The 21,677-nt window shown below is 32.5% G+C and carries 18 protein-coding genes, 1 pseudogene and 1 riboswitch; of the genes and pseudogenes, 9 read left to right on the top strand and 10 right to left on the bottom strand.

Annotated elements, in window-relative coordinates; all coding sequences use genetic code 11:
- Positions 1-342 precede the first annotated feature (342 nt).
- The 3 genes from NEH75_RS06515 to NEH75_RS06505 all read right to left on the bottom strand — a co-directional run bounded on the left by NEH75_RS06515 (position 343) and on the right by NEH75_RS06505 (position 2,867).
- A complete protein-coding gene (locus NEH75_RS06515; RefSeq protein WP_055305290.1) occupies positions 343-1,161 on the bottom strand; it encodes an aldo/keto reductase in 819 nt (272 codons plus the stop codon).
- 261 nt (positions 1,162-1,422) lie between these two features.
- Positions 1,423-1,911 carry an LURP-one-related/scramblase family protein gene (locus NEH75_RS06510; protein WP_055244207.1) on the bottom strand — a complete coding sequence of 163 codons (489 nt, stop codon included), beginning with the start codon at positions 1,909-1,911 and terminating at the stop codon, positions 1,423-1,425.
- 20 nt (positions 1,912-1,931) lie between these two features.
- Complete coding sequence (locus NEH75_RS06505; protein ID WP_238581276.1) at positions 1,932-2,867, bottom strand: aldo/keto reductase; 936 nt, start codon at positions 2,865-2,867, stop codon at positions 1,932-1,934.
- Positions 2,868-3,372: 505 nt separating this feature from the next.
- Between NEH75_RS06505 and NEH75_RS06500 the strand changes: the two genes are divergently transcribed.
- Positions 3,373-5,604, top strand: coding sequence for a glycoside hydrolase family 3 C-terminal domain-containing protein (locus NEH75_RS06500; protein WP_055305292.1), 2,232 nt, complete (start codon positions 3,373-3,375; stop codon positions 5,602-5,604).
- 1,741 nt (positions 5,605-7,345) lie between these two features.
- Here NEH75_RS06500 and NEH75_RS06495 read toward each other — a convergent pair.
- The 3 genes from NEH75_RS06495 to NEH75_RS06485 are packed head-to-tail and all read right to left on the bottom strand — an operon-like array spanning position 7,346 to position 9,970.
- Positions 7,346-8,455: a hypothetical protein gene (locus NEH75_RS06495; protein ID WP_055305293.1), complete on the bottom strand. Its 1,110-nt coding sequence runs from the start codon at positions 8,453-8,455 to the stop codon at positions 7,346-7,348.
- A gap of 13 nt (positions 8,456-8,468) precedes the next feature.
- Entirely contained in the window at positions 8,469-9,275 is an 807-nt protein-coding gene (locus NEH75_RS06490; protein WP_055277500.1) for a hypothetical protein, read from the bottom strand.
- Between the two features lie 2 nt (positions 9,276-9,277).
- Positions 9,278-9,970 carry an ABC transporter ATP-binding protein gene (locus tag NEH75_RS06485; protein WP_055245238.1) on the bottom strand — a complete coding sequence of 231 codons (693 nt, stop codon included), beginning with the start codon at positions 9,968-9,970 and terminating at the stop codon, positions 9,278-9,280.
- A 434-nt stretch (positions 9,971-10,404) separates the two neighbouring features.
- Between NEH75_RS06485 and NEH75_RS06480 the strand changes: the two genes are divergently transcribed.
- From NEH75_RS06480 to NEH75_RS06465, 4 genes are all read left to right on the top strand, one after another.
- Positions 10,405-10,659 (top strand): hypothetical protein, encoded by a 255-nt coding sequence (locus NEH75_RS06480; protein WP_055245240.1) that lies wholly within the window; start codon positions 10,405-10,407, stop codon positions 10,657-10,659.
- Positions 10,660-10,756: 97 nt separating this feature from the next.
- Positions 10,757-11,245, top strand: a complete 489-nt coding sequence (locus tag NEH75_RS06475; protein ID WP_212725980.1) for a YbhB/YbcL family Raf kinase inhibitor-like protein — start codon at positions 10,757-10,759, stop codon at positions 11,243-11,245.
- An 882-nt stretch (positions 11,246-12,127) separates the two neighbouring features.
- Positions 12,128-12,778: a deoxynucleoside kinase gene (locus NEH75_RS06470; protein WP_262948654.1), complete on the top strand. Its 651-nt coding sequence runs from the start codon at positions 12,128-12,130 to the stop codon at positions 12,776-12,778.
- Positions 12,779-12,796: 18 nt separating this feature from the next.
- Positions 12,797-13,972, top strand: coding sequence for a NupC/NupG family nucleoside CNT transporter (locus tag NEH75_RS06465; RefSeq protein WP_055305296.1), 1,176 nt, complete (start codon positions 12,797-12,799; stop codon positions 13,970-13,972).
- A gap of 45 nt (positions 13,973-14,017) precedes the next feature.
- Here NEH75_RS06465 and NEH75_RS06460 read toward each other — a convergent pair whose 3' ends face one another.
- The gene (locus NEH75_RS06460; protein ID WP_237297020.1) at positions 14,018-15,250 is read right to left on the bottom strand and encodes a cation:proton antiporter; all 1,233 of its coding nucleotides are present in this window, start codon (positions 15,248-15,250) and stop codon (positions 14,018-14,020) included.
- A gap of 39 nt (positions 15,251-15,289) precedes the next feature.
- Positions 15,290-15,348: riboswitch (Fluoride riboswitch) on the bottom strand.
- Positions 15,349-15,887: 539 nt separating this feature from the next.
- On the opposite strand from NEH75_RS06460, the gene NEH75_RS06455 reads away from it, so the two are divergent.
- On the top strand, positions 15,888-16,472 hold the full coding sequence (locus tag NEH75_RS06455) for a helix-turn-helix domain-containing protein (protein WP_262948653.1): 585 nt from the start codon (positions 15,888-15,890) through the stop codon (positions 16,470-16,472).
- A 287-nt stretch (positions 16,473-16,759) separates the two neighbouring features.
- Here NEH75_RS06455 and NEH75_RS06450 read toward each other — a convergent pair whose 3' ends face one another.
- Both NEH75_RS06450 and NEH75_RS06445 read right to left on the bottom strand, forming a co-directional pair.
- Positions 16,760-17,398 carry a nitroreductase family protein gene (locus NEH75_RS06450; protein WP_055277512.1) on the bottom strand — a complete coding sequence of 213 codons (639 nt, stop codon included), beginning with the start codon at positions 17,396-17,398 and terminating at the stop codon, positions 16,760-16,762.
- A gap of 13 nt (positions 17,399-17,411) precedes the next feature.
- Positions 17,412-18,242, bottom strand: coding sequence for an AraC family transcriptional regulator (locus NEH75_RS06445; RefSeq protein ID WP_262948652.1), 831 nt, complete (start codon positions 18,240-18,242; stop codon positions 17,412-17,414).
- A gap of 325 nt (positions 18,243-18,567) precedes the next feature.
- On the opposite strand from NEH75_RS06445, the gene aac(6') reads away from it, so the two are divergent.
- The 3 genes and pseudogenes from aac(6') to NEH75_RS06430 all read left to right on the top strand — a co-directional run bounded on the left by aac(6') (position 18,568) and on the right by NEH75_RS06430 (position 21,063).
- On the top strand, positions 18,568-19,020 hold the full coding sequence (gene aac(6'), locus NEH75_RS06440) for an aminoglycoside 6'-N-acetyltransferase (RefSeq protein WP_055245245.1): 453 nt from the start codon (positions 18,568-18,570) through the stop codon (positions 19,018-19,020).
- A gap of 21 nt (positions 19,021-19,041) precedes the next feature.
- Positions 19,042-19,461, top strand: a pseudogene (locus tag NEH75_RS06435) (bifunctional hydroxymethylpyrimidine kinase/phosphomethylpyrimidine kinase).
- A gap of 378 nt (positions 19,462-19,839) precedes the next feature.
- On the top strand, positions 19,840-21,063 hold the full coding sequence (locus NEH75_RS06430) for an IS256 family transposase (RefSeq protein WP_070104378.1): 1,224 nt from the start codon (positions 19,840-19,842) through the stop codon (positions 21,061-21,063).
- Positions 21,064-21,264: 201 nt separating this feature from the next.
- Here the strand turns inward: NEH75_RS06430 and NEH75_RS06425 are convergent, their stop codons facing one another.
- A complete protein-coding gene (locus tag NEH75_RS06425; protein WP_055305298.1) occupies positions 21,265-21,648 on the bottom strand; it encodes a hypothetical protein in 384 nt (127 codons plus the stop codon).
- Positions 21,649-21,677: the final 29 nt, after the last annotated feature.

Raw genomic sequence — 21,677 nt, 5'->3', positions numbered from 1 at the left:
ACCAATTTTGGTGTTGAGCCATGATTAAAGTAATAATTTTTTAGAAATGAGTTAGAGTATTGTCGGGTTCCTATATCTTATCACTATTAGTTTTGTTTCCTTCTACATACTTATATTGTGTGAATAGTAAGTTATTTTATCTAATTTTCATGATAAAAATTTGCATGATACATCTATATGTTGAAACTAAAAAACCAAGAAGAAAAACTCTTCTTGGCTTGAAAGATAAAGGAAATTCCCAAAAGTAAAAATTTTAAAAAGGAGATTTTATATTAAAAAATAGTGATATGTACAAATAGTACAATACATTATATGCAATCTTTTTGGATTATAGACTAAAAATTAGAATGTAATATGGTCAGGGTCTGGACCAATGCGTTCCTCCTTATTTAGTGAATTGATTAACTCCATATCTTCGGGTGAGATTTCAAAATCAAAGATTTCAGCATTTCCTTTAATACGGTCAGGATGTACTGACTTTGGAATGGTCACGATTCCGTTTTGGATATCCCAGCGCAAAACAATTTGAGCTATTGTTTTATTATATTTTTGTGCTAAATCGTTTAATAAATCAAGTTCAAAGACTTTTCCTTGCATTAATGGTCCCCAAGCTTCAAGTTGGATGCCCCTTTCTTTACAGTATTTTGCTAAAGAAGTTTGCATCATACGAGGATGATACTCAACTTGATTGACCGCCGGTAAAACGGTAGCCACTTCTAATAAGTTATCTAAGTGATGTTCTTTGAAGTTTGAAACTCCAATTGCACGGATGCGACCTTGATTGTAAAGCTCTTCTAATGCTCGCCATGTTTCATGATTTAATGCTTTTGGCCAATGAATTAAGTATAAGTCTAAGTAATCAGTTTGTAATTTTTTTAAAGATGTTTCAAATGCCTTCAATGTTGATTCATATCCTTGATCGCTATTCCAAACTTTACTTGTAAGAAAGATTTCTTCGCGAGGGATACCACTTTCTTTAATGGCTTGTCCAACGCCTTCTTCATTTTGATAGATAGTAGCCGTATCAATATGACGATATCCTAATTCTAAAGCACATTTAACAGCATCAATTGTTTGTTGAGCATCTTCAACTTTGAAAGTACCAAATCCCAAGATTGGCATTTTAATCCCATTGTTTAACGTTACGCATATTGTTTGCATTCTTTTTCATCCCTTCTTAAATGAGTATGCTTCATTTATTATTATAATATTTTCCATTTTATTTTACAATTATTTCATCTAATGATTTTTCTAACTGGATTAACTAAAGATAAGTCACATAATAAAAATCCACGATTGAAGGACTCGTGGATTTTTTTAGGATTTAGGAAGTAGAAAGAAGGCTAAAAAGTAGAATTACTTAGCATATTGAAACATGTAGCCAATTATTATGTTATCCATCTTATTTATTCTTATTCTTAATTAGTTGTTATTTTTCTCGTTATGAAGACAGTTGTCAATTGCAATGACCATCGCAATGAAGAAGGTCTCATTTTCTCCATGAGCCACTGTTAATTTATAGCTATCACTGAATGCGAACCATTCTTTTTCGATAGTTCCCATCGTATGACCATCTTTCGTGATCGAGAAATCATAATCCCAAAAGTCCCCATGAATTTCGAACTTACCATAATTACTTTCAACATCAAGCTTGGGTCTGAAGAAGGTTGCACGGCGTTTAATGGTCGCACAAAGAATGTCATTTTGATATACGTCATATGCCCCAAAGAAAGACATGACGCGTTGTTTGATACGAAATAATGGATTTCCATTTAAGTCGCTGATCGTTAATTCATCCCCAATCGAGAAAAATTTTCCCGTTACCTCATAGACCGGTTGTTTGTGCCCGTCATAAACATAATAACGATCTCTTAGTGTAAAAATCTTTTGTTTAATATAAAAGGTTCTCATCCTCTCATCCCCTCTAGGAATTATTGAAAATCTTTTGAGTTAAATTGTTTGTTTAGAGTTTCCATGAAATCAATCAATTGATCTTCGCGGCTCGCTCCAGCTAAAGCACACATCGGCATATCTTGGACAAAGAAGAGTCCCATAATAACCTGTGTTAAGCTCGCCTTGTATTTCGATGTTAACACCTGTAAGTGTTCAGCTAATTTTATATTTTCCTCTGTATAGTAAGGACTAGTTGTTACATCAACCCCGGCTGCTAATTTCGTAAAGAATCCACTACATAAACTAAAATAAGGCATGGCTAGTATGTTTGACTCTTGATGGAATTTTAACATTTCTTCATCCATGGTTACCATGGTCTCATCTGGATAGGGTTTCATTTGGCTTGATGCAATATTATATAAGGCTTGGTTTGCAACAAATCCACGATATCCTTTTTCTTTGCAATAAGCCATTGCTTCTTTCATACGCGCTGTTGTCCAGTTTGAGCATCCATAGTATTTAATTTTTCCTTCACGTACGAAATCTTCCATTGTCTCAATCAATTCTGAAACGGGGCGATTCAAGTCATCACGATGATAGAAGTAAATATCAATACAATCAATGCGAAGAGCAGTTAAGCTTTTTTCTAAGTCAGCTCTCATGTTTTCTTTACTTAATCGACTTTCATGCATCGTATTAAGAGCTGGGTGTCCACCTTTTGTAATGATGACTAAATCGTCATGTCCACCTCGATACTGAATCCAATCTCCAATCACTCGCTCTGAACGACCGATTTCTCCTTCAACCCAATCATTATAAATTCTTGCCGTATCAATAACATTTCCTCCAAGACTTACGTAGAGATCTAACAATTTAAATGCATCTTCATGATCCCAGGCTACACCTGCATTAGCTGTTCCGAATCCAATAGGGCATAATGAAAGTTCTGTATCTTTAATCTGAATGCGTTGCATCATCTCACTCCTTTAAGTTTTGTTACTTAAAAGTATGGCATTTTTTGAGATTATAGTAAAGAAAATTATATTGTCTATTAATTTTTAAATATAGTATGGTCTCAATACTAGAATAGGTTCCTGATAAAAAGTTAATATAAATAGCTCAATCACAGATTTAGAATTTTAGTATTCGGATCCATTAGAGTTAATTTCTTAGTTGGACTAAATTAAGCACCATTTTTAGTTTCTGACTCATTTATTTCATTTTTTTTCTTCATGAAAGCTTTTTTTAATCGTTGATTCTGCTTGTTTATTATTCATATTTGAATCTAATAAACTTTCATTTAAGTCTGTGTTTTTTCTGTTCATTTTCATTAAAATCCCTTCAGTGATTTGTTGTATTCAGCATAGCATTTCTAAAGTTAAAAGTTGGTTAAATTGTGTATGCAAATTTTATTTTATTCGTGTAAATAAGTTAATTAACTACTGAATATAATGTTTTGTAATAGGGGGGAGATTAAGAATGAGATTTATTAAAACAATCATTAGTCAGATGACGCTTGAAGAGAAAGTGGGGATGTGCTCAGGAGCAGATTTTTGGCGATTAAAATCAGTTGAACATCTCGGTATTCCAACTGTCATGGTGAGTGATGGACCACATGGATTAAGAAAACAATCGGACGAAGCAGATTTTTCAGATATCAACAATAGTATTAAAGCGGTTTGTTTTCCAACAGGAGCAACCACTGCTTGTTCATTTGATCGAAATTTATTAAAAACATTAGGATGTGCCTTAGGAGAAGAATGTCAGGCAGAAAATGTAGCTGTTCTTTTAGGACCGGCGATTAATATTAAGCGTTCTCCTTTATGTGGACGAAATTTTGAATACTTTTCAGAGGATCCTTATTTAACAGGGGAGATGGCAGCATCTCATATTACAGGTGTTCAAAGTCAACATGTTGGGACAAGCCTTAAACATTTTGCTTGTAATAATCAAGAGAGTTATCGAATGACAGCAAGTGCAGAGGTTGATGAACGAACATTACGGGAAATCTACTTACCCGGATTTGAACGAGCGGTAAAATCAGCAAGGCCCTGGACTGTAATGACCTCATATAATCGTTTGAATGGGGAATTTACATCTGAATCTCATTATTTATTAACCGATATTTTAAGAAATGAATGGGGCTTTGATGGTTATGTCATGAGTGATTGGGGAGCAGTTAATAATCGAGTAAAGGGATTAAAAGCAGGAATGGATCTAGAAATGCCGGGTAGCAACGGAACAAATGATCAATTATTATTGCAAGCTGTTAAAGATGGAACATTAAGTGAAGAAGTATTAAATAAAAGTGTTGAACGTATTTTACGTAAGATTTTTGAATTTGTGGATAATCGAAAACCAGTCATTTTTGATAAAGAAGAACATCATCGATTAGCGCGCCATATTGCAACAGAGAGTGCCGTCTTATTGAAGAATGATGATGTATTACCACTTAAAGCGACTGATACTAAGATTGCATTTATTGGTGCCTTTGCTAAAGAACCTCGTTATCAAGGAGGGGGAAGCTCACATATTAATGCTTTTAAAGTAAGTAGTGCGCTTGATGCTGTAGAGGGAATGGATCATATTCATTTTGCTCAAGGTTTTGTGACTGATGTTGATGAGACAAGAGAAGATTTATTAAATGAAGCTATCGAGCTTGCAAAGTCGAGTGAAGTGGCTGTTATTTTCGCAGGATTACCAGATTCATCAGAGTCAGAGTTTTATGACCGAACTCATATGAAGTTACCAAACTGTCAAAATGAGTTGATTAAACAAGTGGCAGCCGTTCAACCGAACACGGTTGTCGTCTTACACAATGGATCGCCAGTAGAGATGCCGTGGGTAGATGAAGTGCCTGCGATTTTAGAGATGTATCTTGGAGGACAAGCCGTTGGAGAGGCAACTGTGGATTTATTATTTGGTGTTGTGAATCCATCTGGAAAACTAGCTGAAACGTTCCCAATTCGCTTAGAAGACAACCCATCATATCTTTCATATAAAGTCGTTGATAATAAAATTTACTATGATGAAAAAGTATTTGTTGGTTATCGCTATTATGATACAAAGGAAATACCAGTTCTATTTCCATTTGGTCACGGATGCAGCTATACCACATTTGAATACAGTCATTTAGTGGTTAATCAAGATCATATTCGTGATGATGAATCATTAATAGTAAGTGTCGATATCACGAATACAGGAAAAGTCTTTGGTAAAGAGGTTGTTCAATTATATGTACAAGATTTAACAGAAACAGCCATTCGCCCAGTAAAAGAGTTGAGACAATTTGAAAAAGTAGCCTTACAACCAGGTGAAACCCAAACTATTTCATTTACTTTAACAAAACGTGATTTTGCTTATTATCATACGGGAATTTCAGACTGGTATGTACCAACAGGACAATATCGTATTTTGATTGCTAAGTCTTCAAGAGATATTAAATTAGAAGAGACGATCACTGTGACAAGTACGATAGAATTACCATTTAAAGTGACATGGAATACAACGTTTAATGAGTTAATTTCACACCCTAAGCTAAGACCAGTTATTTATGATTTACTCGGAGATATGGGAGAGGAAAATGTAGATAAAGAAGCTCAGTTAGAGATGGTTAAAGAAATACCTCTACGTGCATTACGTAGCTTCCAAGGAGTTGATAATGTCACTATTGAAAGTTTAATTACGACCTTAAATCAGCTGCTTAAATAAGTGCATAAAATAAATGAACTTCTGGAATATTAAGTGTGTAACTTAATCTTAAAGGAGGCGAGTGTTATGAAATTAGCACCTGCTCAGTTACACAGTCTTAATGAATTACATAGGAAACGCTGTAGTGCATTAACTAAAACTGCTGTGTATAAAGATAATGCGAAATCTAAAACACATGTTAGTTAATGAATTTATGAGTAGCTTTCTTTAATTAAGTGCAATACAAAACCAATGTCAATTTGGCATTGGTTTTTTGTTTTTATTTTTTGAGGCATGATAAAAAGAAAAGGGGATGTGTCATTTTGATATAATACATTTAGCACGGTATATATAGGTCCTATTAATTTTTTTCATATCGTAAAAACTAAGCCCTAGTAGAGGAGGAATAGATTTCTTTCAGAAATCCCTAGGTGACCCAATCTTTATCAGTAGAAGATACATTTCCGTTGGAAATGGTAGGTACAGCACTGAACTATAAGATATTTTGATATCAATGTTTTTATACTTTTAGTTTGAAGTGAATCATGTGAAAAACTTTTTTGTTTCTTGATAGACTAAAAGTCCACACTAATAATTAATTAGCATGGACTTTTTGAATAGGAGCGTGAAATCAGATAAAAGGAGGAACTCTAGTTAGATGTTTGGTTAACTAATAACCAGTAATAGTTTCTACCGAATCCGACAAATTATTTATAAATTCGAAAAAAATTGTTGTTTTTAAACATAATTAATGAATAGTAACCTATTGGCTATTACTTCGATATAATTGCGTTTTCATCTTCTAATTTAGCGCAATTGCAAGTAATTAAACCAATAATAACAACTTGATTTTTGATGTAGTGAAATAAAATCACCCTTATGATTGTTATGATATTCTAAGAAGAAGGCATCAATTGTAGTTTCAGGGAATAAATCTTTGCTGCAGAATCATAATTACCTGATGAGAATTATGAAGAATGAAAATTTCCTCAGCAGACATGTCATCCAATAGATAAGTTTTGAAATTTTTTAGAAAGTGATTCATTAATTAATGCAACGTATTTACGACAGGGGGGTAATCTATGTTTTGTTTTTTCAATGGTCATAATATAAAATCAGACTTGTTTTTTTTATGTAATTATACACATTCAATAATTCTTTTATCTTTAATCAATAAGCTACAGTATTTAGCAACGTATAATTAAATGATTGGTTACTGATAAGATAACTTTATTTATTTTCGGCATTAATTGACAATATGATGCAAAATGTATTATAATTTTAATAGAATCAATACACTATATGATAAGATAATCGGCTATAAAGTAGCCGTTTTATTTTCTCTAATTGATTCTAACATTGTGAACATGGATCAGGTATTTATATCAATTATACAGTACAAGATTCTATTATCATTCCTAATTTTAATAGGGTATGTTAAGCACAATAGGTAGGGAATAAGAGCTCCCAACTCATATTATTTCTTACTTAGTATAAATAATCTGAAAGACTACCCAATTTTAGATTATTTTTGAACGAAACTCCCATAAGTACTAAAATATCATTACATATATAATGGTATTTTAAAGTAAAAGATACCCAAAACGTCTTTAATAAATAAGATATGAGAACCCGGGAAAAGAAGCCATCTAGACACCTTTTGTGTTGTGATGGCTTTTTTTTCATATGTTATAACATAAAAACACGACATAGAAGTCGTGTTTTTATTATGATTATGTTAAAGGGGGGGGAAGGAGATTGATTAGTCTTGATTTACAGTTTTTAATTGATAATTATTAACTAACCCTTGATCAGGACGAATCATGATTTTTCCTTCATAAATAATTTTATCGGTTGAAGGATCTAGCACTGATAAGTACTGTGTACTTGAATTAGTATTGTATGATTCATACATTGTATAAACTAAATCATTATTTTCAGTGAGACTCTGTGGATATATTGATTCAAATTCATTTGTTGATGATTCAATAAAGCTTGGTGTTTGAGTTGGAGTTAAATTGATTTCCTGATTGTCATCATTAAAAGATGCTTTCATAATAACTGAATCAATTAGGAAAAATAGTTCATTATTCACTGTAGTAATATTTTCAATATAGACGTATTCATCAACTCCGTTCATTTTATAAGTTTTTGTTTCGTTAGTCTCGAGTGTTGTTATCATTAAATGATTTGATTCATTAGGATTTCTATAAATCACGCCATTGTGAACATACATTGACGACCATTCAGAAAGTTCTTCTTCATACTTTAGGCTTAATTTTAATGTGGTTGGATCAATTTCATAAGTGAGAATACGGTCATTTTTATTCCCACGTTGATCATAAACCTTCGCAATGTAGTAGTATTTTCCGTTATTCTCAGTTAGAAATTCAGTCATGATATTTTCACCGTATAGCAGCTGATCTAGTGAAACTTCTTGGATATTAATTTGTCCTGTGTCCTTGTTTTTTGAACGAATTCGAAGAACAGGCTCAGTATTCGTATAGAGGTAAGAGTAATTAAAGTTGGCCGTTATCAAATAATTATCATTTTCTAATGTTTCCGGCCATGTTAAGTGACGGTATAATTCTCGATTTTCTAATACATCTTCTCCGACTCCATGAAACGTATCATATTTAGTTGGTGTCAATGAAGCATTCTCTCCTGTAATAATGACTTTAGAAAACTGATTAGGTCCTGTTTTTGTAATATTTTCTAATTGAATTCCATTTAATGCTGTAACATTCCCACTTAATGTTTCTAAACGGAAATCTGTATTATATGGTGTCGCTTCAGTTTGTGCCATCAATCCTAGAGCACCTAATGATAATAAACTAGCTGTACTTAATCCAATAATATGATATAACTTCATATTTTCACCTCACCTAAATTGAAACTTTTTTATTTAAAAGCCATGCGCAAATTAAAATACTAACGGTACTCATTCCAAAGACAAATCCATAATCAACAAAAAATCGCTCATCGATATATAAATACAATGTTTTTGTATAAATAAACAAGGCGATATTAGCGATGCCAAAAATAGCCCCAGCAATTAATCCAAAGATTTTTTTTGAACGATCGCATAAGACAAAAACTGAAATGAGACTAAACATTAAGATAATAAACGCTATCTTATAGATAAAATCACTGATAGAGAGTGGTAATATCATCCCAATAAAATAAGATTTTTGTAACATCGTTGTCATTAATTGATTAGCTACCGTTCCATCAAGCAGTAAAGCATTCATCAACAAAGCGCCAATACCTAAGTTAATCAAGATTACCCCATAAAAACAAAAAACAGACAATAGGATAATGACTAACTTAGATAAGAAAATTGAGAAACGTTGTCCTTTTAAAGAAAGAAGCATATAAATACGTTTAGATGCTCCAAACCATTCTTTATACCATAAGTAGAAGGCAACACAAACTAAAAGGATAGCAGCAAAAATATAGGATAAGGGCAAGAAAGCTGTACTATCAAAAATTTGAACTAAGCTTAGCTTTCCATTAGCTTGTACATATTCTGAAACTGAGCTACTCATGATTTCAGGTAGCATCTCATTTTTGTAATTACCAATCGAGCGATAGAACATTCCAGTTGATAAAGCTGTTAGTCCGATAAATAAAGTGCCCAACCAAGGTAGGATTTTTTTAATTTCAATTTCGATTAATGTTAGAAATTTCATTATTACACCTCACAATATAAAGTTCTCATTTTTTCAACGATAGTTAACCCTTCAGCTTGTGCATCAGCCTTAGAGAAATTAGCAAAGACTTGACCTTCTTCTAATAAAACAACATAGTCTGCTATATCTTGAACTTCATCGATTTCATGAGTAGTAATTACGACGGTTTGACCTTCATCTAAAAATTCAGACTTTAACATACTAATGAATGATTGACGTGTAAAAACGTCGATTCCACTAAATGGCTCATCTAATAAAATATAAGGTGCTTTTTGACACATTCCTACAATAATATTAAAACGGGCTAAATTTCCTTTAGATAATTCCTTTAGTTTTTTATCTGTTGGGACTTTAAACAATTGAATCATACGTTCAGCTTTTTCGGTATCAAATCCTGGATAAAAGACTTTAGCAAACTCTAAGTTTTGTGGAACTGTCCATCCTAGATCATGAATTGGAATATCAGGCACGTATGCTATTTTATTAATATTTTTTTGAGTAATTTTCTCTCCATCAACTAAAATTTCACCTTTATTAATTGGAATTAATCTCATAATTGATTTCATTGTTGTACTTTTTCCAACCCCATTTAAACCAAGTAAACAAGTAATATATCCCTTTTTAAACTCTATTGAAACGTCATCAAGTACAACTTTTCTTCCATAACGCTTCGTTACATTTTTCAGCTCTAGCATGAAGATCCTCCTTTTTAATTCTCACAATTAAATCCTAAACTCAGTATAAAGTGTAAATATTAAGAAATACGTAACAAAATTATGAAGAAAATCTTAAGAATTTCTTAATGGAGGAATAGGAGAAAATATATGTTAAAGAAAGAGAATACCTTAAATAAAATCTCTGAGTCATTCTTTTAAGGTAAATATTATAATTATAAACTTAGGTAATTGTAGTAGAGAGTTTTTTTATTGCTTTAAACAAAAGGCTAAGTCAGTAAAAACTGACTTAGCTTTTTTGATGAAATCTATTTGCTTAGCATATTGCTTAATTTGTATTTTACTATGTGTTATAGTTATGAATTAGGTAATACCAAGTTTTAATTTCAGGTGAAGAAGAAATGATAACTTGTTTCATAAAGAAGTATGTTTGACAATAGAAGAGGTGTTGTTCAATGTTTAATGATATTTTATTCGTTGTGAATAATGATGAGTTACACATTCATGACTATTTTACTCGTGAATTTCTTGAACGTGTAAAATTAGGGGAAAAAATTCAAATCGAATGTTATGATGAGATGGTTTTTCTTTCAGGGGAACTAAAGAAAGATTCAATTACAAATAAACTTTATTTATATGACCGTAATGGATTCATCTGTGATATTGAGTTTGGTCAAGTTTATGAAAAAGTTTGGATTCTTAAAGATTAATTAAGTCACTCATGCTGAGTGACTTTTTTTATGATGAAGTATTAATTTAATTCACCGTTAGGTTATAATAAAGATAGCGTTGAAAGGAGATGATTTAATGAAGTTAAGTAGTCAAGGTATTGTTAATGGTGTCATTCATGATCGTTACGGGAAACGTGGACCAATGAATGAGTATGAGATGCCGACTGTTTCGTTACCTTTAAAAATTGAAGATGCACCGGCTAATACCGTTTCGTATGCATTAGTTTTAGAAGATAAGGATGCCTTTCCAGTCTGTGGTTTCTCATGGATTCATTGGACAGCTGCCAATATTACAAAAACACAACTTCAAGAAAATGAAAGCCAAAGTGCGACTGATTTTATTCAAGGTGTTAATAGCTGGATAAGTGACGGTACCCCAGTAGAAGCCTGTAGTTATTACGGTGGAATGGCGCCACCAGATGCACCTCATGTTTATGAAATTCATGTCTATGCGTTAGACACAATGCTTGATTTAAAACAAGGATTCAACTATAACGAGTTGTATCATCAAATGGATGGGCATATTTTAGATCAAGGCACTTTAAAAGGTATTTATAAGAATTAACGTAAAAGCTCCTAAAAGATAATCTCTAGGAGCTTTTTATAATCTTAATAGAAAAAATAAAATTATTTAACAATTAGTCAAATGTATCCAAGGGGTGTTTATTATCTATTTAGGAGAGAATTTATGAATACAACTTTTTTAAATACTGGAATACAACAAGAAGCAGACGTCATACAAGAGAGGCTATGTATTATTTAATTAAGTTTTTAGGCAACTGGGTTATTCATTATGGACTCTTTTCTTTATCTTTATTTTTTGTCCGTGTAAGAAGTATCCTAGGATAGAAGATATTAAAGTTATCATTGTAATAATAAAAAAGCTTTTCCAAGAAAGAGCTAAAATATGTTCGAGTGAATTAAAGATAAGAATAATCGACAGATTCAATAATAAGAGAAAAATATTAGTAATGCTACCGATAATACTAATAAATCTAAGAGTTTTTAATAGTTGATACATAATCATGTTCTCCCTTTCCATTAATAGTTATTGAATAACATGAATTTTAACAAATCATCTATCTATAAAATTGTCGATGAAACACAGCTTTATTTAATTTTTTTGCTTGTGGATAAATAAAATTTTATTTTAAATTGGTCGTTTAAAAAAGAGTAAATTTTAATTTTTTCTTGACAAAATAGGAGATTGAAAAACGCAGTTTGTAATCGTTTTCTTTGCGAAGAGGAAGATGATTTTTTTGTCAAAAATAACTTGTGGATAAAAAAATATGGTGAAATTTGGACAGAATATTATGTGTGATTTTGTTGTTTTTTTGTGCTATGATTTAAACCGTGCTATTTTTTGAGGGGCGTTATCTAAGAGTTGCTATCTCAAAAAAACTATTGTATTTTTATGTAAGTTTATGAAAGGTAAGGGTGAAGAATGTTGATTACAATTGGAGCTATGATTGGAGCTGGGAAAACAAGTTTAGCAGAACTTGTTGCAGAGCATTTTAATTCAGAAGTATTTTATGAGAGTGTGGATGATAATCCAATTTTACCGTTATTTTATACAGCATCAGAAGAGGAAATCCAAGCGAAACGTTATCCGTTTTTATTACAATTATGGTTTTTAAATACCCGTTTTAAAAATATTAAAGAAGCTTTAGTTCATGATAATAATGTACTAGATCGTAGTATTTATGAAGATTGGTATTTTGCTAAAGTTAATAAAGAACTAGGTCGTATTTCAGAATTAGAATTTAGTTTATATGAATCCCTTTTAGACAACATGATGGAGGAATTAAAAGGATTACCCAAAAAAGCGCCAGACTTAATGATTTATTTATCAGGAAGCTTTGAAACAATTATTGAACGTATCAAAAAACGTGGACGTGAATATGAATTAGATGAAGGATTAGTATCTTATTACTATGAGTTATGGAAAGGATACGACAACTGGATTGAGCAACATTACGATGCTAGCGAAGTACTTGTCATCAATATTGATGAAATTGATTATGTTAATAATGAAGAAGATAAGAAAAAAGTTTTATCAATGATTGAAGAAAAATTAAACGAGATTCGCAACCGTTAATAGAAAGTAGCGTGCAGCATGAATAGCATCTTTAGTTTAATTGCAGTTATTTGTTTATTAGTATTAGCATTTATTTTATCCACAGATAGGAAGAAAATTAATTTACAAACAGTTGTGATGGGATTTTTATTACAAGTAATTTTAATTTTCTTTGTGATCAAAATACCAGTCGGCCAGTTTTTATTAGAGAAATTAGCTCTTAGTGTGAATAACCTTATTCAAATGGGAATGGAAGGTGTGGACTTTGTCTTTGGAGGAATTGCTGAAGGATATGTGTTTGCTATTAATGTTTTATCGCTTATCGTTTTTACGTCAGCATTAATTTCAGTATTATACTTTTTAAAAATCATCCCATTTTTAGTGAAATATGTTGGGAAGTTTATTGCACGTTTAATGAAGACTACAGAAGTTGAAACTTTTTGTGCAGTAGCTAATAGTTTTTTAGGTGGAACAGAGGCGCCATTAGTCATTAAACCTTATTTACCGAAGTTAACAAAATCAGAACTATTTGCTGTCATGGTCGGTGGTTTTGGTTCCGCCTCAGCGAGTATTTTAGGTGGATATAGTATGATGGGAATTGATATCAAATATTTATTAATCGCAGTCTTTACTGTTCCATTTAGTACATTAATGATTTCAAAAATGATGTTGCCTGAAACAGAAACGTCAAAAACAGCAAATGCTGAAATTGTTGGTTCTGAAGCTGAAACATTGTTTGAGGCTATTTCAGAAGGAACGAGTAATGGACTTGGATTAGCTCTTAATGTTGGTGCAAGTTTAATTGCCTTTGTTGGACTTATTGCCATCGTGAATGCCTTTTTAGGATTATTTGGGGTAAGTCTATCAACATTATTCGGTTACGTCTTTTTACCAGTTGCTTACTTATTTCATATTCCACCAGACGAGGCATTTACTTTTGCTTCATTAATTGGAACGAAGCTAAGTATAAATGAATTTGTTGCTTATGGAGAAATGGTTGATGTTATAAACGTGTTATCCCCTCGAACGATTGCAATCTTATCGGTCGTATTGTGTAACTTCGCGAACTTCTCAGTTATTGGAATTCAAGTCGGTGCATTTGCGTCACTAGCACCTGAACGTAAAGGTGAGGTTGCAACACTAGGAATTAAAGCATTAATTTGTGGAACAATTTCAACTTTATTAACAGGCGCTATTTTAGGAATCTTTTTATAAAATAAATAAGAAAAAGGGTTAACGATGATAAATCGTTAACCCTTTTTAATTTTCTGTTTGAAGTAAACGGTCACTTGTTAATTTAATTCCAATGGCACCAATTGGGGCAGTAATTAACACACTTAAAATAGCGATAGCCTGCATAATTTCTCCACCAGCAACTCCCATTTGCATTGGAATGGCAGCTTTGGCGGATTGAACCGTTGCTTTAGGGAGGTAAGCAATGACACAAAAGATACGTTCTTTAAATGATAAGTTAGTCCCGATTAATGAGATTAACACACCAATTGAGCGTACACTTAATGAGATAGCTAGAATTCCACATCCAATCAAGAAAAACTCTCCAACTAATGTTGGATTAATTGCCATTCCTACAAAGGCAAATAAATAAAGTTTACCAGTTTTCCAAATACGATTCATTTGATTAAGAATCATTTGGGAACTATCCACAACATAGTTACGAATAAAGAACCCATAAATCATGACAGTTAATAATGAATTAAAGATTTCAAGATGAAAATATTTTTCTATGGCTCGCATCAATAAACACAATCCAAACGCGACGATGACTTTCCCAATCGATGAAGAAATCTTTTCAATGATTGGTTTTGAAAGCTTATATACGATAAATCCAACTGCTACACTGATGATGATAGTTAATGGAATCATTAACAGTTGCATGGGAATAGAAATAGCTTCACCACTTGTTGTTTGCATATAAATACCTAAAAAAGTAGTGAACAAAGTAATAGCAATGGTATCGTCTGCACTTGCGCCAACGAGAAGCATTTGAGGAATAGCTTTATCCTGACCAACTTTACGATTAATTAGATCAATCATTGATGGAATTAAAACAGCTGGACTTACAGCTGCAATAATAAATCCTAAAATAGCTCCCTGAATAAAACTAAATTTAAGAAATAACATAGCCATTAATGCGATTGTAAACCCTTCGAGTGTTGCTGGAATAGCACTTAATAAGATGGCAGGGCGACCGATTTGTTTCATTTGGGCTACACTAATCCCTAATCCTCCAATAAATAGCACGGTTACTAGGGCAATATCTTTTAGTGTTGGTGCAATAGTTAGTGTGGCATCTGGTACTAAGTTTAGGAATGATGGACCAATTAACATCCCAATAAGCATCATTCCAATTAAAGAGGGTAACTTAATATATTCAATAAGTTTCCCACTATAATGAGCCAATATTCCGATAATCAATAAGCTAATTAATACAATGATAAGTGTCATATCTTTACCTCCTAACTGATAACTCACAAAAAAGACTCCTACTCTTTAATACACAATAAAAAGAATTAAAGAGTAGGAGTCATTAGCTTTCGCGGTTAATGGCGAACTCCATCGCCTATTCAATACTCTTATTATATGATGTGACTATTAAAATGTAAATAAAAAGAGGATAGAATTAAAATTAATCAATTATTAGTCTGATCACTTTATTAGAGCTTTGAATGGTTGTATGATATATGATAAGTTTTCAAGGAAATCAAATACTGTATTGGGGGAGATTATATTTTGAATCAATTGATCGAAATTTATACTGGGATTAGAGTTCTCCAAGCTATTGTTTAACCATGACTTTAATCCACCGCTAACTGTATTAGAAGCAGAAGGTGTATTAGTATATTGATTTAGAAATTGCGCTTTGTCATTTTCATTTAACAGTGCTTGGGAAAGGATGAATAGGTGACTTTAAAATATTTAATCCTAACCTAGACGCCAAAAGTAATTAGGTTATTTCATTGATTCCGACTAAAAAATAGTTTTACAGTTGGGCTAGTTTCTTTGATTATCCTTAACTCTACGAAGCGTTTATTGAATAAGACATAAAAGTTGTTAAAATGATATAGGGTGTGCTTTAGTTTTTGATAAGAATTGAAAGGAGGCTAGAATGATGGATTATCAAAAAATTGGTGTGTTGATTTATGACTTACGAAAAGAAAAAAATATGACGCAAAAGCAAGTGGCCGAATTAATGAATATAAGTGATAAAACGATTAGTAAATGGGAACGAGGATTAGGTTGTCCAGACGTCTCATTATTACCTGAACTTGCAACTATTTTAGGAGTCAGCGTCGATGATCTATTAGCTGGAGAGTTGAAAATTAATGAACAAATAGGAGGAAATATGAGAAACTTAAAATTTTATGAATGTCCACAGTGTGGAAATTTAATGACAGCAACAGCAGAAGCAAGTTTATCTTGCTGTGGAAAAACATTACAATCATTAGTACCAAAAAAAGTAGAAGCTGGACATGAACTAAACATTGAAGAAATCGATGGAGAATTATACGTTACATCCAATCATGAAATGACAAAAGAGCACTACATTACCTTCACCGCTTTTGTTACAGGAGACACTATCTTAATGAGTAAACAATACCCTGAGTGGCATATGCAATTTAGATTCCAAAAACGTAAACATGGGAAGCTTTATTTCTATTGTAAAAAACACGGTTTATTTTATCAGGTTATTTAGCTATATAACTCCAGATAAGTTTTTAATCTAGCGAAAGCTTTAAAGCCCTAGTAATTGAGGATACATTTTTTTCGAAAATGGTAGGTGACCCATTCCCTATCAGCGGAAGAAAGCTATGAGTTTGTAAACCCACTACATAGCATAGGTGACCATGCTCAATTTGAAATGTATTTTGAACAGAGGAGAGATTTATAAGCTGCTATCTTTGTATTAGAACAATAAAATGAAATGCTAGCATTTTTAAATAATACTAACAAAAAAAGATGACATCAAGTCATCTTTTTTTATTAGTCAATGAAGGTTACTACTTCTTCAAGTGGTTTACGTTTAGGTGCAGGAGGCGTATTTTCCTCAGGAACGCCTAAAGCAATTAAAGACATAAGATGATAACCAGGCTTGTTAAAATTAATTAATGTTTCAATTCTATTTTTAGCGTGTGTTGGGCCCGTCATGTAACAAGCTCCATATCCCATTTCTGTAGCAGCTAATAAGAAGTTTTCAACAGCCGCTCCAATTCCTTGAGCTGCTGATTGAGGTGCCATGATTTCAGCTAAGCGTTGTTCACTGGCTCCATTTGCTTTTAAAATATCATACTCAATCATGTCATAGTCATTAGCGTACACGATAATAACAACAGGTGCATGTTGAAATAGAGTATAGTATTTTAATAATTTCATATAGTGTGTTTTTTCTGTTTCAGAACGAGCTATTTCAGCAATAGCAATATGACTTTCAGAGACGATTTCAGTGAGTTTTTTGATAATGTCACGATTTTGTAACACAACGAAGTGCCAATTCTGTTGATTCTTTGGTGATGGAGCATGAGTAGCTGCATCTAATAAAGTTAAGATATCTTCTTTTGGAATGGATTGATTTTTAAATTTACGAATACTTTTACGCTTATAAATAAAATCTAAGTTTGCCATAACGACTCCTTTGTTAAGCTGTAAAGTTCGCACTACGGTATTCTCGTGGGCAAGTTCCTACAACTTTTTTGAAGATTTTTGAGAATACAAGTGCATCTGTATATCCAACAGAGTGCGAAACTTCTTGAATACTTAATGTTGATTGTTTTAATAGACGACAAGCTTTATTAATTCGATATTGAATGAGATAATTCTTTGGAGAATTATCCATTTTCTCATTGAATAATTTAGTTAAGTACTTTCGGTTGATTCCAACATGATTTGAGATTTCCTCAACTGTAATTTGACGTGAATAATTCGTTTCAATATATTCAATAGCTTGACGAATATAATCAGCTTGACGACTGATTGTTTGAATTCTAGGAATTTGTGGTTCAGTATGATCACAGAGTGTTCCAATTAAAGCATAGAATCCGCTAATAGCTTGTAAATCTGCACTCTTTGGATGGTTAACTGATTCGAGAATGTACTCAAAACAAGCTTCAACTTTCTTACCATTCTCACAATTTGAAATAGGAGATGAGACAGATAATCCAATACGTGCTAAGTAATCATCCACGGCTTGACCATTAAATCCAATAAAATGATAGGACCATGGATTCAATAAATCTGGTCTGTAACTAACAATAACTTGTGGTGGAATTAGAAAGCAAGTTCCTTCTACAATTGTATAATCCTGTCCATCGATCGTTAAAAAGCCTGACCCCTCCGTTACATAATATAGGCTATAATAATCACGAATTCCAGGCCCCCATGATTGGTTCTTTTCACAATCATTGTTACCACAGTGATAAAGCATAAAATCTAATCTAGAATAATCCGCTTTTGGTTTAAAACAATACATTTTAAATATCCCCCTCCATATCTGAAGTCATTATATCATAGTTTAATGGCTTTATGTACATTGATTGAAAGCACTTTTATATATATTGTATAATATTGACTGTTATTATTGGATGCGTTTTTATATTAATCAAAAGTGTAATCGATTACATATAGAGAAGTAGATATTTTAATACTAGTAGTAACTAAACTCTATGAGATTTTTATTTGTATAGCTTTATGATTAAGATTGATAATTTATACAATTTTAAAGAGATAAATTGTATAAATCATATTAAAACAGACCACAACGAGAGTAGTCTTGAAAGGGTTAGGAGGGAGACTTTATGAACATTAAACAAGCAAATTTAAATGATGTATTAGATGTAGCGAGATTAGCGTTAGTTTTATGGCCCCATCACTCAATGCACGCTATGGCACTAAAAATTTCAGAAACAATACAAGAGAATAAAGGAGCCTACTTTTTAGCACTTGATAAAAATGAAACCATTGGTTTTGCTCAGGTTAATTTAAGACATGATTATGTAGAAGGGACACATAGTAGTCCAGTTGGATACTTAGAAGGAATCTTCGTTGTTGAGAATTATCGTCAACAAGGTGGTGCAAAACAATTATTAGCTGCATGTGAAAAATGGGCACGTGAACAAGGATGTGAAGAATTAGCAAGTGACTGTGAATTATCTAGTGAAGAAAGCCTAAACTTTCATCGTTGTGTTGGGTTTGAAGAAGCGAATCGTATTATCTGTTTTACAAAACCATTAAAAGGCGAATCGTATTAATTTTTATTAAATACCACGGATGTGCTCATTCATCAACTTCTCCCGTTAGCCACAATTATAACACCTAACCTTTTAGAGGCTGAGGTGTTATGCGGATTTAAAATCACTTCAAAAGCAGACATGATAAATGCAGCAAAAACTATTTCAGGCCAATTAAACGGAGGCGTTTCAGTTAAAGGTGGACACTCTGTGAGTGATGCGGATGATTTACTCTATGCTAATGAACAAGAGTATTGATTCAATAGTGAACGTGTGTTGACTGAAAATACACATGGGACAGGATGCACCTTATCATCGGCCATTGCATGCCATTTAGCAGCGGGATGTTCACTACAAGATAGTGTTAAATTTGCGAAAGATTATATTACAGGAGCATTGAAACAAGGATTAGATTTAGGCCAAGGGAATGGCCCACTTGATCATACGTATATTATTAAATAGTAAAAAAGATGAGACCAGTTTTAGTCTCATCTTTTTATGTCATCGAAGAAGTCTGTGTATAGTAGGGCGAATACAATAAATAGAATAATGCAGATTGCGGCTGTTCTTCCATTAAACCACCCCATAATACCACTTCCTTTTATAAAGATTCATGATGATAGATTCAAGTATTTATATATATCCAATATAAATGATATGCACTGAGGGATAAGGAAATGACAGGCATATAAGTCAAGAGTAGTGACAATACATTTAATTAAATTGTAACATAAAGTCAGTACATACTTAGAACGGCTATCAGAGGGCGTAAGATAAAGTGTGTAAACTCTTAGAACAGTTACCATAATAAGTTAACTATTTCAAAGGAGTTTATTATTTATGACAAGAAAAGCTACGATGAACCAATTATTTAATCTCCTCCAAGATGAATACAACATTAAATCTGCTAGTGATATTGAAGCTGTTTTATTAGACATGTTTGGAGGCTTTATTGAACAAGCATTAGAAGCTGAATTAGATCAACATCTAGGATATAGCCGATATGATTTTCGTAATAAATCAACTTCAAATGCACGAAATGGACGTCAATCTAAAACCATTCAAACGCGTCTTGGTGAAACAACGATTCAGACTCCCAGAGATCGGCAAGGTTCATTTGAACCTCAAATCGTGCCTAAACGTCAAACCAATGTCATCGGAATTGAAGAAAAGATTCTATCGCTTTATGCTAAAGGTTTATCAACGCGTGATATTTCTAAAACATTAGCAGAGATTTATGGCTTTGAAACGTCACATGAAACGATCTCTGCTGTAACTGATAAAGTGATTCCACTGATTCAAGATTGGCAACAACGGCCTTTAGAGCCTGTTTATCCTATCATTTATTTAGATGCGCTTCATGTCAAAGTGCGTGATGGAATGAGTGCCTCAAACAAAGCAGTTTACTGTATCATAGGTGTGTCTTTAGATGGTCGCAAAGATGTTTTAAGCCTCTCTATCGGAGAAGCAGAAAGTGCCTCTTATTGGATGAGTTTATTAGATGAATTAAAGGCTCGTGGAGTGCAAGATATTTGTATTGCCTGTGTGGATGGTTTAAGTGGCTTTAAACAGGCCATTCAAGCTGTTTTTCCTCATGCCCTCGTTCAACGTTGTTTAGTTCATTTAATCCGACAATCAACGAAATTTGTTTCTTATCAAGATAGAAAATCATTCTGTTATGATTTAAAACAAATCTATCAAGCGATTAATCGATCAGTAGCAGAACAAGCCTTTGAGACCTTTAAAAATAAATGGAGTCCCCTGGTACCTTTAGCCGTTAGAGTGTGGGAAAATAACATCGAAGAAGTTTATCAACTCTTTAATTTTCCTAAAGAAATTCGAAAAATGATTTATACGACAAACGCCATTGAAAGCTACAATAGCCAATTAAGAAAAGTTCTAAAAGGAAAAGGAGCTTTTCCAAATGAAACATCGGTGATGAAATTAATCTATCTTCAAACCATGGAAGTTACTAAGAAGTGGCGACGTCAACTTTCAAATTGGAGTCAAATATTAAATCAATTATTAATCTTATACCCAGATCGTTTAACACCCTATCTATAATTTTTAAAAATTAGTTTACACACTTAACTTGACAGGCTCGGCTATCATTATAAGTGGGGATTATGACTAGGGGACTTATAATAAGGTAACTATTTTAAATTCACACCTTTAATTTTGTTTGTCGTTAAACGAAATAAATTAATCTGAGAGTGACTGATGGATAATAAATAAACCTCTATCGATAGTTGATAGAGGTTTATTTTACTTGTTGGTAGTTGTTGATAATGAATAATTTTTAATAAACCAATATAAGTGATAAAATACTGCAATTAAGTAAATAAGTTTAGAAATATTAGTTAAGAAAAAGATATCAATCACACTACTGAATGCAACAATGCAAGCTGTTATTATTTCACGACGATAAAGAGCCTGAAATGAAGGAGCTTTTTTTAACTCTTTAATTTCTTTTTGGCGTTTAGAAAGTACAACTAATGAGATTCCTAAGAAAATCAGGAATAAAAGAAGCTGTGTTAGAATCACGATACTCGGTTGATTTAAAGAGATTCCTAAACTCGATAAATACGATAATGAGCAGAAGAACCAAATGTAAAACCAAAAGGTTAATTTTTGAATACGGATTGTCATGATAGCACCACCTTTTAAAGCATTATACT

Origin of the sequence: Turicibacter sp. T129 (assembly GCF_025594975.1) — a bacterium.
GTDB lineage: Bacteria > Bacillota_I > Bacilli_A > MOL361 > Turicibacteraceae > Turicibacter > Turicibacter bilis.
Note: the sequence above shows the minus strand (reverse complement) of the source record. Positions and strands in the feature narration are given on the sequence as shown.

Coding starts and splice junctions, on each gene's coding strand:
- NEH75_RS06515 (WP_055305290.1), bottom strand. CDS start 1,161: ATGCAAACAATATGCGTAACGTTAAACAATGGGATTAAAATGCCAATC.
- NEH75_RS06510 (WP_055244207.1), bottom strand. CDS start 1,911: ATGAGAACCTTTTATATTAAACAAAAGATTTTTACACTAAGAGATCGT.
- NEH75_RS06505 (WP_238581276.1), bottom strand. CDS start 2,867: ATGCAACGCATTCAGATTAAAGATACAGAACTTTCATTATGCCCTATT.
- NEH75_RS06500 (WP_055305292.1), top strand. CDS start 3,373: ATGAGATTTATTAAAACAATCATTAGTCAGATGACGCTTGAAGAGAAA.
- NEH75_RS06495 (WP_055305293.1), bottom strand. CDS start 8,455: ATGAAGTTATATCATATTATTGGATTAAGTACAGCTAGTTTATTATCA.
- NEH75_RS06490 (WP_055277500.1), bottom strand. CDS start 9,275: ATGAAATTTCTAACATTAATCGAAATTGAAATTAAAAAAATCCTACCT.
- NEH75_RS06485 (WP_055245238.1), bottom strand. CDS start 9,970: ATGCTAGAGCTGAAAAATGTAACGAAGCGTTATGGAAGAAAAGTTGTA.
- NEH75_RS06480 (WP_055245240.1), top strand. CDS start 10,405: ATGTTTAATGATATTTTATTCGTTGTGAATAATGATGAGTTACACATT.
- NEH75_RS06475 (WP_212725980.1), top strand. CDS start 10,757: ATGAAGTTAAGTAGTCAAGGTATTGTTAATGGTGTCATTCATGATCGT.
- NEH75_RS06465 (WP_055305296.1), top strand. CDS start 12,797: ATGAATAGCATCTTTAGTTTAATTGCAGTTATTTGTTTATTAGTATTA.
- NEH75_RS06455 (WP_262948653.1), top strand. CDS start 15,888: ATGGATTATCAAAAAATTGGTGTGTTGATTTATGACTTACGAAAAGAA.
- NEH75_RS06450 (WP_055277512.1), bottom strand. CDS start 17,398: ATGGCAAACTTAGATTTTATTTATAAGCGTAAAAGTATTCGTAAATTT.
- NEH75_RS06445 (WP_262948652.1), bottom strand. CDS start 18,242: ATGTATTGTTTTAAACCAAAAGCGGATTATTCTAGATTAGATTTTATG.
- NEH75_RS06430 (WP_070104378.1), top strand. CDS start 19,840: ATGACAAGAAAAGCTACGATGAACCAATTATTTAATCTCCTCCAAGAT.
- NEH75_RS06425 (WP_055305298.1), bottom strand. CDS start 21,648: ATGACAATCCGTATTCAAAAATTAACCTTTTGGTTTTACATTTGGTTC.